The organism is uncultured Methylobacterium sp., from assembly GCF_964251405.1.
In the GTDB taxonomy this organism is placed as follows: Bacteria; Pseudomonadota; Alphaproteobacteria; order Rhizobiales; family Beijerinckiaceae; genus Methylobacterium.
Window position 1 is genome coordinate 17852 of record NZ_CAXUJR010000011.1, and the last position, 11091, is coordinate 28942.

General features: G+C 69.2%; 13 protein-coding genes. 8 read left to right on the forward strand and 5 right to left on the reverse strand.

Going from position 1 to position 11091, the window contains the following annotated elements; genetic code table 11:
* From ACFE7U_RS03630 to ACFE7U_RS03640, 3 genes are all read right to left on the reverse strand, one after another.
* The coding region (locus ACFE7U_RS03630) for an AMP-binding protein (protein ID WP_375408369.1) at positions 1-320 on the reverse strand (320 nt) is incomplete at its 3' end.
* Between the two features lie 28 nt (positions 321-348).
* On the reverse strand, positions 349-1359 hold the full coding sequence (locus ACFE7U_RS03635) for a ketopantoate reductase family protein (RefSeq protein WP_375408370.1): 1011 nt from the start codon (positions 1357-1359) through the stop codon (positions 349-351).
* 106 nt (positions 1360-1465) lie between these two features.
* Positions 1466-2230 carry a fumarylacetoacetate hydrolase family protein gene (locus ACFE7U_RS03640; RefSeq protein WP_375408371.1) on the reverse strand — a complete coding sequence of 255 codons (765 nt, stop codon included), beginning with the start codon at positions 2228-2230 and terminating at the stop codon, positions 1466-1468.
* 406 nt (positions 2231-2636) lie between these two features.
* On the opposite strand from ACFE7U_RS03640, the gene ACFE7U_RS03645 reads away from it, so the two are divergent.
* The 5 genes from ACFE7U_RS03645 (at position 2637) to ACFE7U_RS03665 (ending at position 5953) form a co-directional block, all read left to right on the forward strand.
* The gene (locus ACFE7U_RS03645; RefSeq protein WP_375408372.1) at positions 2637-2849 is read left to right on the forward strand and encodes a CsbD family protein; all 213 of its coding nucleotides are present in this window, start codon (positions 2637-2639) and stop codon (positions 2847-2849) included.
* 156 nt (positions 2850-3005) lie between these two features.
* A complete protein-coding gene (locus tag ACFE7U_RS03650) occupies positions 3006-3788 on the forward strand; it encodes a creatininase family protein (protein WP_375408373.1) in 783 nt (260 codons plus the stop codon).
* A gap of 93 nt (positions 3789-3881) precedes the next feature.
* On the forward strand, positions 3882-4577 hold the full coding sequence (locus ACFE7U_RS03655) for a DUF1223 domain-containing protein (protein ID WP_375408374.1): 696 nt from the start codon (positions 3882-3884) through the stop codon (positions 4575-4577).
* Between the two features lie 40 nt (positions 4578-4617).
* Positions 4618-5286 (forward strand): RNA polymerase sigma factor, encoded by a 669-nt coding sequence (locus ACFE7U_RS03660; protein WP_375408375.1) that lies wholly within the window; start codon positions 4618-4620, stop codon positions 5284-5286.
* Positions 5279-5953, forward strand: coding sequence for an NrsF family protein (locus ACFE7U_RS03665; protein WP_375408376.1), 675 nt, complete (start codon positions 5279-5281; stop codon positions 5951-5953). Before ACFE7U_RS03660 ends, ACFE7U_RS03665 begins: the two co-directional genes overlap by 8 nt.
* A 75-nt stretch (positions 5954-6028) precedes the next feature.
* On the opposite strand, the gene ACFE7U_RS03670 is transcribed toward ACFE7U_RS03665, so the two are convergent.
* A complete protein-coding gene (locus ACFE7U_RS03670) occupies positions 6029-6535 on the reverse strand; it encodes a ferritin-like domain-containing protein (protein ID WP_375408377.1) in 507 nt (168 codons plus the stop codon).
* Positions 6536-6664: 129 nt separating this feature from the next.
* Positions 6665-7213, reverse strand: a complete 549-nt coding sequence (locus tag ACFE7U_RS03675) for a YcgN family cysteine cluster protein (protein ID WP_375408378.1) — start codon at positions 7211-7213, stop codon at positions 6665-6667.
* Positions 7214-7487: 274 nt separating this feature from the next.
* Here ACFE7U_RS03675 and ACFE7U_RS03680 point away from each other — a divergent pair, with 274 nt between their 5' ends.
* From ACFE7U_RS03680 to ACFE7U_RS03690, 3 genes are all read left to right on the forward strand, one after another.
* A complete protein-coding gene (locus ACFE7U_RS03680; protein ID WP_375408379.1) occupies positions 7488-9716 on the forward strand; it encodes a transglycosylase domain-containing protein in 2229 nt (742 codons plus the stop codon).
* A 132-nt stretch (positions 9717-9848) separates the two neighbouring features.
* Positions 9849-10466, forward strand: coding sequence for a DUF1214 domain-containing protein (locus tag ACFE7U_RS03685; RefSeq protein WP_375408408.1), 618 nt, complete (start codon positions 9849-9851; stop codon positions 10464-10466).
* On the forward strand, positions 10463-11062 hold the full coding sequence (locus ACFE7U_RS03690; protein ID WP_375408380.1) for a hypothetical protein: 600 nt from the start codon (positions 10463-10465) through the stop codon (positions 11060-11062). Before ACFE7U_RS03685 ends, ACFE7U_RS03690 begins: the two co-directional genes overlap by 4 nt.
* Positions 11063-11091 lie beyond the last annotated feature (29 nt).

Here is an 11091-nt window from a genome sequence, read left to right on the forward strand (position 1 = left end):
GCGGCGACCAGGAGCTTGGCGTTGAGGTCGCTGAGGTAGAACGTGAACTCGTCCGCCCGGTAGGCCGGGTTCAACGGCGCCGCGGTGGCGCCGGCCCCGATGGCGATGAAGGCGGCGGCCATCTCGGGGCCATTGGGCAGCACGATGCCGACCCGGTCGCCGCGGCCGATCCCCTGCGCGTTCAGCGCGGCGATGGTGCGCTCGGTGAGCGTGCGCAGGGCTGCGAAGGTCAGGGGCACGCCGCCGGGGCTCGACAGGGCGGCAGCCTCGTCGGCACCCGCCTGGATCAGCGCGTGGAGGGTGGTGGCGGTCTCGGCCATGGGATGGGTGGTCCTCGGAATGCGGAATTCAGGCGGCGGTGATGGCGAGTCGCCCCTGCGCCTTGTCGAGGCTCTGGGACAGGAGCCGCATCAGAGCATAGACGGTGCCGATATGCGGGGTTGGAATATCGGTGAGGCGGCCGAGCTCGATGATCGACCCGACCAGGGCTTCGAGCTCGATCGGCCGGCCCGCCTCGACATCCTGCAGCATCGAGGTCTTGTGGGCGCCGACCTTCTCGGCCCCGTTGATCCGCTTCTCGATGCCGAGCTTGAACGTGACGCCGAGCCGGTTCGCGATCCCTTCCGCCTCCCGCATCATGTCGGCGGCGAGCGCCCGGGTCTCGGGGAACTGGCAGATGTCGACGAGGGTGGCGTGGGAGAGCGCCGAGATCGGGTTGAAGCTGAGGTTGCCCCAGAGCTTGAGCCAGATCTCGGCCCGGATGTCGCTGGTGACGGGCGCGCGGAAGCCCGCCTTGATCAGGCGCTGCGCGAGCGCCTGGACCCGCGGGCTCATGGAGCCGTCGAGCTCGCCGAGACCGAAGCGGTGGCCTTCGATGACTTGCACGACGCCGGGCTCGGTGAGCACGGCGGCGGGATAGACCACCGAGCCGATCACGTGCTTCGGGTCGAGGTGCTTGGCGATCAGGCCGCCCGGATCGGCGGTTTCGAGGTGCGTGCCGGCGAGATCGCCGCCGTGGCCGCCTGAGAAGTACCACCACGGAATCCCGTTCTGCATCGTCACCACGACGGTGTCGGGGCCGATGAGGTGGTGGAGGTCGGCCGCGATCGGGCCGACCTGATGCGCCTTGACGGTGAGCAGGACGACGTCGTGCGGCCCAGCCTCGGCCATGGATCGCGTGGCCTTGAGGTTCGTCACGTGGATCTCGGAGCAGTTCTCCTCGATCAGCCGCATCCCGTTCGCCTGGATGGCATCGAGATTGGCGCCGCGCGCGATGAAGGTGACGTCCTCGCCGGCATGGGCGAGCCTCACGCCGAGAAATCCGCCGATGGCGCCTGCGCCGACGATGGCGATGCTCATGTGTGTGTCCCTGACCTGTGGTCCTGCTCGATGTTGAAGCTGCCGGATCGCGTGTCACCCCCTTTCCACGCCGAGCGTGGAAAGGGGAGCGCGCTGAAGGATCGCCTCACGAAAAACTGTTCGACAGGACGCCGATCCCGTCGATCTCGACCTCCACGGTCGCCCCCTTCGGGATCGGTCCCGCTCCGTTCGAGGTGCCGCAGGCGATAAGGTCGCCCGGCTCCAGGGTCATCCCCTGCGAGATCAGTGACACGATCTCCGCCGGCTTGAGCATCATGTCGGCGAGCGGGTAGCTTTGGCGCTCGCGACCGTTCACCCGCACCCGGACGCTGGAGTCTTGCGGATCAAGTGCGGTCGCGATGACGGGGCCGAACGGCCCGAACCCGTCGAAGCCTTTCGAGCGGGTCCACTGCATGAAGCTCGGATCGGCCTTCAGGACCTCGAGGGCCGTGACGTCGTTGAGGCAGGTATATCCGAAGATGTGGCGACCCGCCTCCTCCGGAGCCAGGTCGCGTCCGGTCTTGCCGATGACGATGCCGAGTTCGCCCTCGAACAGGACCCGGCCGACGCCCTCCGGGATCGCCACCTCTTGGCCGCTCGCACGGTAGGTGTTGGGCGGCTTGATGAAGAACAGCGGGGCCTGCGGCCGGTCGAGACCCTGCTTCTCGGCCATCGCGACGAAGTTGTTCCACAGGGCGATGAGCTTCGAAGGACGGCAGGGAAGATCGAGCGTGACATCGGCTAGCGCCAGCGTCCGCCCGGTGGCGACGGGCTCGTCGAAGAGGTCGCCCTCGAAGATCGCGATGGTGTCCCCGTCGAGGCGCCCGAAGCCGCCGCCGCCGTCGTGCCGGTACCTGAGCCAATGCACCATCGGCTCAGTCGGCCCGGGCCGGTAAGCGGACGGCGTTGCCGGTTCGGCTGGGAAGCGAAGGCGCCACGCGCATCGCCATGATGTGTTGTCCCCGTGAAGACGTGTCTCCGTGCGGCGGTTCTAAAGGGACATTCCATGAATTCAAGAAGCTTGGAGGTGTTGGTATACTAAGGACCATGCAAAAATTTTGTATCGGAAACACAGAATTTTTTGAGTGGCAGTCTTTGCCTCGGCAATCTCGTGCGTTTGCTGCGGCGCTCGGAATTTCCGAGCTGCGCGATGCGGCATATGCGTCGCGGCCGACGGGGCGCGGAACATCGCGCGGGCTTTCCCGTTGCGGTTGCCGGAGGAGCCCGGCCGCGCCGTGTGGTCGTAACGGCGCCTTCGACAAGCGATGGAGCGTTTCATGAGCAGCACGACGGACAAGATCAAAGGCCTCGCCAACGAAGCCGTCGGCAACGTCAAGCAGGGCATCGGTTCGGTGACGGGCAACGAGAAGCTGCAGGCCGAAGGCAAGGCGCAGGAACTCAAGGGCGATGCCCAGAAGGCCGTCGGCGAGACCAAGGACGGCGTGAAGAACGCTGCCCAGAGCGCCGCCGACGCCGTCAAGAAGATCTGATGGTTTCCACGCCCGGCATCGCGACGGACGGTTCCTCCGCTCCGAAGCCGGTCTGTTCTGCAAGAGGCGCCCACCTGTGATCCCAGGGGGCGCCTTTTTCGCAGGCGCGATCGGCCCTATGGGCAGGGACGCCCGTCCGCCGAGGAATGCATCGCCATGCCCATGCTGCCCTGGTCCGCCCTGACCACGCAAGACATCCGGAACCGCGACATGAGCCGCGCCATCGCGGTCCTGCCGGTGGCCGCGGTCGAGCAGCACGGCCCGCACCTGCCCCTTGGCACCGACGTCACCATCGCAGAAGGCTATCTCGCCCGCGCCGCCGCCCTGGTGCCCGCGGAACTCGACGTCCTCCTCCTCCCGGTCCAGGCCGTGGGCAAATCCGACGAGCATGATGGCTTTGCCGGCACCCTGACGCTCACCGCCGAGACGGCCCTGCGCGCCTGGACCGAGATCGGGGCCTGCATCCACCGGGCCGGGTGCGCGAAGCTCGTCATCGTGACCTCGCATGGCGGCAACAGCGCCCTCATCGACCTCGTCGCCCTGGAATTGCGCCGCCGCCACGGGCTTGTCGCCGTCACCACGGCCTGGAGCCGGTTCGGCTATCCTGAGGATCTCTTTCCCGAGGCCGAGATCCGTCACGGAATCCATGCCGGCGGAATCGAGACAGCACTCATGCTGGCTCTCGCCCCCGGCAGCGTGCGCGTCGGCGAGGTCGCGGATTTCGTGCCGCGGACCGTGGCGATGGAGCGGGACTTCACCCACCTGCGCGCCGGCCGGCCGGCGGCTTTCGCGTGGAAGGCCGGCGACCTCCATCCCAGCGGCGCCATCGGGAACGCGAGGCTCGGAACGGCGCAGGCCGGCGGGCTCGCCCTCGATCACGGCGCGCGTGCCTTCGTCGAGCTCCTCCGCGACGTCGATCGCTTCGTCCTGACGGAGTGACCCCGGGCGATCCGCCCGCGGCGCAGAGGACGTAACCGGACGGACGCCCTCGGCGAAGGGAGGGCATCCTGCTCGACGACCCGGAGCCTCCGCATGCGCCCGTCTCTTCTCGCCCTCATCGGCCTTTCGCTTCTCGCCGTCCCCGCCTCGGCGGCTTCGCGCCCGGTCGTCGTCGAGCTCTTCACCTCGCAGAGCTGCTCGTCCTGCCCGCCGGCCGAGGCATTGCTGACGGCCTTCGCCCGCGAGCGGGCGGACCTGCTGCCGCTCGCCTTCCACGTCACCTACTGGAACCGATTGAACTGGCGCGACACGGTCTCGCTTCCGGCAGCCACCGAGCGGCAGAACGCCTATGCGGCGCAGCTCGGCGAGGGCGTGTTCACCCCGCAGATGGTGGTGGATGGTCGCCGCAGCGTCGTCGGCTCGCAAGCCGGCGAGGTCGCCGCCGCCATCGCCCAGGCCCGGAAGGAGGTCGGGGACGCCACGCCGATCGATTTCGTGCGAAAGGGAGATGCCGTGGTCGTCACCGTAGGCCGGGGCAGCGGTCGCGGCCGCCTCGTCCTCGTCGGCTTCGACGCCGACCATCGCACCAGGGTCACCAGCGGCGAGAATGCCGGGCGCGATCTCACCCAGTCGAACGTCGTGCGCTCCGTCCGCGCGATCGGCGACTGGACCGGCGCGGCCAGGACCTTCTCCGAGCCGGTGCCGGTCGGTGCCGATGCCGCGGTGATCCTGCAGGCCGACGATGGCCGCATCCTCGGCGCCGCCCGGCTCGCCAAAGCCGGTTCCTGACGAACGCCCGTGGCGTTGGACAAGTGGGGGAGAAGGCACGATGATCCTGACCGCCGACTTCCGGCCGTCCCGTCCTGCCGCCGCGCAGGCAGCGGCGGCCATGGTCGCTCATGCGAAGCGGGGCGACACCAGGGCCGCCATGTCCCTTGACGAGACGTTGTCGACCGCGATGGCCGCGGCACAGGACGGGGATGCCGAGGCCTACCGCAGGCTCCTTCGCCAATGCCTGCCCGTGATCGCCGGGATGGCGCGGGCGCAGGGGGTGCGGCCGGAGGCGGTGGACGACGTCGTCCAGGATACCCTCATGACCATCGACCGGGCGAGGGCCACCTATGATCCGGCTCGGCCGTTCCTGCCGTGGTTGCGTGCGATCACGCAGCGCCGCGCCATCGACGCGATGCGCCGCAATGGGCGTCGGCCCCGGGAGATCCATGATCCGATCGCCTACGAGGCCCATGCCGATCTCGGTCCGCTCCCCGGCACCGGGATCAATACGCATCAGCGCGATGCTGCCCTCGTGCGAGCCGTCGCCGGCCTGTCGCCCGGGCAGCGCGAGGCCGTGGAGCAACTGGCCTTCGAGGAACGCTCGCTCGACGAGGCGGCCGCCATCACCGGACGCAGCAAGGGCGCACTCAAGGTCAACCTTCACCGCGCGTTGAAGGTCCTGCGCAGCACCCTGTCGCGTGACAAAGGAGCGACCGATGTCTGAGCCCCGGATCGACGGAGGCGCGCGTGCATCGGATGACGACGCTCTCATCGACGCGTTGAGCCGCCGACTCGCTCCCGTGCGGCGATTGCCGGCACCCTGGCTGCGAGGGCTCGGCTGGTTCGCGGCCGCCATCGCGCTCGGCCTCGCCATGATCCCCTTCGCGGACATGGAAGGCTTGGCCACCCGCATGGCGACACTCGACATGCGTCTCGCCGCGCTCGGGGCCGTGCTGACAGCCCTGACCGCGGCGGTCGCCGCCTTCCAGAGCAGCGTGCCGGGCCGCAGCCGATTCTGGGCGCTGCTGCCGCTCGCGCCCGCCGCCCTCTGGATCGGGTCGAGCGGGTTGGGTTGCCTGCGCCAATGGAGCGTGCCGGGAACCGATCTCGCCGACGCCGGAGAGATGGGCGGATGCCTGATCTTCCTGCTCGGAGTCTCGGCGCCGCTCTCGGCGGGCCTCGTCCTGATGCTGCGCCGGGCCTGCCCATTGCGGCCGAATCTCACGGCGGCCCTGGGTGGCCTCGCAGCGGCGGCGGCGGCGGCCGCACTCCTCGTGCCGTTCCATCCCCACAACGCGACGGCGAGCGATCTCCTGGCTCACCTCGTCGTGGTCGGCGCGATCATCAGCGCCAACACCCTCGCCGGCGGGCGCCTGCTCGCCGGCAAGTGATCTGGGCCTGGCTAGTGATCTGGGCCCGGCTGATCTGAGCCCGGCCCCTGACGTGTCGGGGCCGGGACGTGAGCCTCAGGCCGCGGCGCTGCGGTTGACGCTGCTCTCGGCGAGCCCGGTGAGCAGCGTGTCGGTGGTGCGCTCCTCATCGAGCGTCTGCTGCAGATGGCCGACAACGTTGTGATGGCCGAGCTGCTTGGCGAAGGCGATGAGGGTGCCGTAGCGGGTGATCTCGTAATGCTCCACGGCCTGCGCGCCGGCGATCAGCGCGGCGTCCAGCACCTCTGGATCGTCGACGTCGCCCATGATCTCCTTGGTCTCGCTGATGATGCCGTCGATGGCAGCGCAATCGACGCCCTTGGCCGGCTTGCCAAGCAGCGAGAACACCTGATCGAGGCGCTGGATCTGCCCCTCGGTCTCGCGCAGATGGCGTTCGAAGCCCTGCTTGAGCTGCGGGCTCGACGCCTTCTCGATCATCTTCGGCAGGGCTTTGGTGATCTGCTGCTCGGCGTAATAGATGTCCTGCAGCATATGGCTGAACAGGTCGTCGAGTGTCTTGATCGGCTTCGAGAAAAGACCCATGGCGGTGACCTCCGTTGCTTGACCGGGCGGCGCTGAATGCCGGCCCGTATCGTCTCCAGGGCAACGAGGCGGCGATTGCCGGGTTCCTCAGGGTAGGTGCGGCCTAGGCTTACGCTCCAGCTCTGCCCGTCACTCTTCGGGATCTTCGGGATCTTCGGTGTCCGGTGTCCGGCCCGGCCAGGTCACGATGCGGTCGAGGAGTTCGTCGGTGGTGAATTCCTCCTCGTTGCCCGACACGCGGCCGCGCACGGAGATACCGGCCTCGTGCACGCTCGCCGCCCGGCCCGTGACCAGGGGGTGCCAGTCGTAGAGGTCGCGACCGTCGCGCAGGAGAGCGTAGGCGCAGGTTGGCGGCAGCCAGGGAATGGTGCGCACCGCCTCCGGCGTCAGGCGCACGCAGTCGGGCACCCGCTTCTGGCGGTTCCTGTAGTCGCGGCAGCGGCAGCCGTGGCCGTCGAGCAGGGTGCAGCCGACATCGGTGGGATAGACCTCGCCGGTATCCTCGTCCTCGAGCTTCAGAAGGCAGCAGCGCCCGCAGCCGTCGCACAGGCTCTCCCACTCGGCGGGCGACATTGCCTCCAGGCTCTTGCGCTTCCAGAATGGCGCCGAAGCGTCGTGCGGCGGCCCGTCGCGGTCGGGTGGTGTCGGTGCGGCGCGTGCGGCCGTGCGGATGCGCATCGGTGGCGCCTTGTCTCGGAAGGGACGTATCGGGACTGGGATCCGTCCTCCTGCCGCAAGGCGGGGCGGGGAGCAAGCGTCGCGTGTCGCGATCGCTCGGCTGTCGAGGGGGTCCGATCAGGTCCGTCTTTGCCGCGCCCCAATCGCGTATCAATGTTAATGAGAAGTTGACGCAGCGGATCTGCGGGCCGGGGCTGCGCCCCGCGCGTTGTTGCGGCACAAGGATGATGGGTCCGGCCGACGCTGCGTCGGCCGCCAGGGGATGAGGGACGTCGTGCGCCTGCCCAAAGCCAACGCCGTGCTGACCCGGATCAAGCGAGCCGCCCTCGCCTTCGACGCCTGGGTGAATGCCGGCCTCTACGAGAGCGGCCGCTCAGCGGGCGAGGGCTACGAGACCTTCTCCAAGCGCATGAGCGTGTTCGCGGTGCGCGGCTGGAAGCGCGGGGCCCTCGACCTCACGAGCGAGGCGATGACGCTCGGCACCGCCGGCGCCCTCGTCATGCTGGCGCTCGCGCAATCGGCCTTCAACCAGACCAGCGACAACTGGCTCAAGACCCAGGACCTGGCCGTGACCTTCCTCGACCGCTACGGCACCGAGGTCGGGCGCCGGGGCATCAAGCACGACGATTCGCTCAAGCTCGACGAATTCCCCGACGCCATGATCAAGGCGCTGGTGTCGACAGAGGACCGGCGCTTCTACGAGCATTGGGGCATCGACCCGATCGGCACGGCGCGCGCCTTCGTGTCGAACTCGCGCGGCGGCGGCTCGACCCAGGGCGGCTCCTCGATCACGCAGCAGCTCGCCAAGAACCTGTTCCTCTCGAACGAGCGTTCGCTGGAGCGCAAGATCAACGAGGCCTTCCTGGCGCTCTGGCTCGAGAGCCATCTCACCAAGAACGAGATCCTGAAGCTCTATCTCGACCGCGCCTATATGGGCGGAGGCACCTTCGGCGCCGTGGCGGCGGCCGACTATTATTTCGGCAAGGCCCTCAAGGACATCAGCCTCGCCGAGGCCGCCATGCTCGCCGGCCTGTTCAAGGCGCCGACGAAGTACGCCCCCCACGTCAACCTGCCCGCCGCCCGCGCCCGCGCGGTGGACGTGCTCCACAACATGGTCGAGGCGGGCTTCCTCACCGAGGGGCAGATCCAGACGGCCCTGCGCAATCCCGCGACCCCGGTGACGCGGACCCGCGACATCACCGCCGACTACTACCTCGATTGGGCGTTCGGCGAGATCAAGGGTCTGGCCGACGCTGGCAGGCTGCGCAGCGACCGCGTGCTAACGGTGAAGACGCCGCTGGACCTCGCCATCCAGAAGCGGGCCGACGAGGTGGTGGAAAACACCTTGCGCAAGTACGGCGACCAGTACGAGGTCGACGAGGCCGCGATGGTCATCCTCGATCCCGACGGGGCGCTGCGTGCCATGGTGGGAGGCTCCGATTACGGCCAGAGCCAGTTCAACCGCGCCACCGACGCCCTTCGGCAGCCCGGCTCCTCGTTCAAGCCCTACGTCTATGCGGCCGGACTCGCCGCCGGCCTCTATCGGCCGGAGACCCGCGTCGTCGACGCGCCGATCTGCATCGGCAACTGGTGCCCGCAGAATTACGGCCGCTCGTTCTCCGGCGCGACGACGCTCACCGTCGCGGTGGCCAAGTCGATCAACACGATCCCGATCCAGATCTCGATCGCGCTCGGCCGCGCCCTGGGCATCAGCCACCAGGCCAATGCCGCCAAGGCCGGCCGCGCCAAGATCATCGACACCGCCCACCGGATGGGCATCACGACGCCGCTCGTCGATACGGTCTCGCTGCCGATCGGGTCGGCGGAGGTCAACGTCATCGATCAGGCGGCGGCCTACGCGGTGTTCGCCAATGGCGGCCGCAAGGCCAAGCCCTACGCCGCCATGGAGGTCAAGAACTCCGCCGGCGAGGTCATCTACCGCCATGCCGACGAGAAGCCCGAGCAGATCCTTTCGACCCAGGTCGTCGCCGACATGAACTTCATGCTCAACAAGGTGGTGGAGGAGGGGACCGGCAAGCGCGCCCAGCTCGAAGGCATCAAGGTCGCGGGCAAGTCCGGCACCACGAACGCCTACAAGGATGCCTGGTTCGTGGCCTATACCGGCAATTTCGTGGGGTCCGTCTGGTTCGGCAACGACGATTCCACCTCCACCAACAAGATGACCGGGGGCTCGCTCCCGGCGATGGCTTGGCACGACGTGATGGAGAGCGCGCACCGGGGCATCGAGCTCAAAGCCCTGCCGGGCCTCAAGGAACCCGGCCGCCCGGCACTGCAGGCGAATCGCGACTTGGCCGCCCCCGTCAACGCGGCCGCCAGCGCAGCCGGCAAGATCTCGCGCCGCTCCTTCGAGGTCATCGGCGGCCTCAACAGCCTGTTCCGCACGGTGGAGGTCAAACCCGCCCCGCGCGCCGCCGGTTTCGAGCCGATCGCTCCGGTTGCCGACGGCCAGCGCCCCGCCTCGGGCCGCATCGCGATGCCGTGACGTCGCCGCGTTCCGGCCCCGCAAAAATTCAGGAAAACCCGACCCGTGACGAGACTGGCTGATACGGCCGAGGGACCGACCGCAGCCCGGACCCGCAAGATCGGTTCCGCTTCGCGCCGGAGCGGTGCTGCCATCCGCGAGCGTCTGCGAGCGGCGCTGCAACACGGCTCGGATATCGGCCTGATCCTCTACGCCCTCGCTCTCGGCGCCGGCCTCGGGCTCGCGAGTGCCGACTACGCCACCAGCGGCGGCTACCCGTTCGGGGGCGTCACGGTCGGTCCCTGGACGGCGTGGCCCAAGGCCGGCGCCGTGGGGGCCGACCCCTACACGAGGGCGGTGAATGCGAGGCGGGGCGAGATTCCCTTGGGCGTCGGGGAGGGCCTTCTCCTGACCGCCGCGCAGGACGACAACGGACGCGCCCTTGACGCCACCTGCTCCTACGCGGTCGCCGGCACGACGCCGCCGGCCCGGGCCTGGACGCTCACGATCGCCGGCCGCGGCTCACGGCCCGCCGATGCGCCCCTCCTGCGCGAGGGCATGACCTCGACGGAGATCCTGCGCGAAGCCGACGGCCGCTTCGTCATCGCCCTCGCGCCGGACGTGCAGGCCGGAAACTGGCTGCCGATGCCGCGGCCGAGCGGCCCGGTCCGGCTGGCCTTGCGCCTCTACGACACGCCCGTGGCGGCGAGCGCCGGCACCCTCGACCGGGGAGCCCTGCCGATCATCCGGCGGATCGGGTGCCGCGCATGACGCCCCGCGGCCGCCTTCTCCTCGCGACGGCTTGCGGGCTCGTCATCGCCGGCCTCGTCCACATCGCGACGGTGCTGCTGATCCCGACCCTGTCGGAATCCGACGCCCTGTCCCGCGCCCGCACCAGCGAGACCTTGGACCACGCCATGCGCGTCCATACGCTGGCCACCGGCGACACCCCGTCCTCGGCGCAGCCCTGGCTCCCGATTCCCGACCCGGCGGTGGCGGTGGGGCTGTGCGCCTACGACCTCGCCGAGGGTCCCCTGAGGGTGGCGGCTCGCACGGGTCCGCTGATGATGTCGGTGGCGGTCCACGGGCGCCGAGGCGCCTTCTACGCGGTGACCGACCAAGCGGCGGTTCGCGGCGCCCTCGACCTCGTGATCTTGACCCGTCGGCAGTTCGACGAGGTCCTGGCCAACGAGGACGAGAACGAGGTCAGCCGCGACGTCCGCGTCGTCGCGACGGATGGGCAGGGCTTCGTCGTCGTCCGGGTGATCGCGGACCTGCCGAGCCAGCGCGCGGCGGCGAACGAGGCGGTCCAGGCCGTGTCCTGCACCGTCGACGCGGGAGGCGACGAGACCAAGCCCGGAGGCTGACCCGGGTTCTCTCGGATTTTGCCGATCAG

Coding starts and splice junctions, on each gene's coding strand:
- ACFE7U_RS03635 (WP_375408370.1), bottom strand. CDS start 1,359: ATGAGCATCGCCATCGTCGGCGCAGGCGCCATCGGCGGATTTCTCGGC.
- ACFE7U_RS03640 (WP_375408371.1), bottom strand. CDS start 2,230: ATGGTGCATTGGCTCAGGTACCGGCACGACGGCGGCGGCGGCTTCGGG.
- ACFE7U_RS03645 (WP_375408372.1), top strand. CDS start 2,637: ATGAGCAGCACGACGGACAAGATCAAAGGCCTCGCCAACGAAGCCGTC.
- ACFE7U_RS03650 (WP_375408373.1), top strand. CDS start 3,006: ATGCCCATGCTGCCCTGGTCCGCCCTGACCACGCAAGACATCCGGAAC.
- ACFE7U_RS03655 (WP_375408374.1), top strand. CDS start 3,882: ATGCGCCCGTCTCTTCTCGCCCTCATCGGCCTTTCGCTTCTCGCCGTC.
- ACFE7U_RS03660 (WP_375408375.1), top strand. CDS start 4,618: ATGATCCTGACCGCCGACTTCCGGCCGTCCCGTCCTGCCGCCGCGCAG.
- ACFE7U_RS03665 (WP_375408376.1), top strand. CDS start 5,279: ATGTCTGAGCCCCGGATCGACGGAGGCGCGCGTGCATCGGATGACGAC.
- ACFE7U_RS03670 (WP_375408377.1), bottom strand. CDS start 6,535: ATGGGTCTTTTCTCGAAGCCGATCAAGACACTCGACGACCTGTTCAGC.
- ACFE7U_RS03675 (WP_375408378.1), bottom strand. CDS start 7,213: ATGCGCATCCGCACGGCCGCACGCGCCGCACCGACACCACCCGACCGC.
- ACFE7U_RS03690 (WP_375408380.1), top strand. CDS start 10,463: ATGACGCCCCGCGGCCGCCTTCTCCTCGCGACGGCTTGCGGGCTCGTC.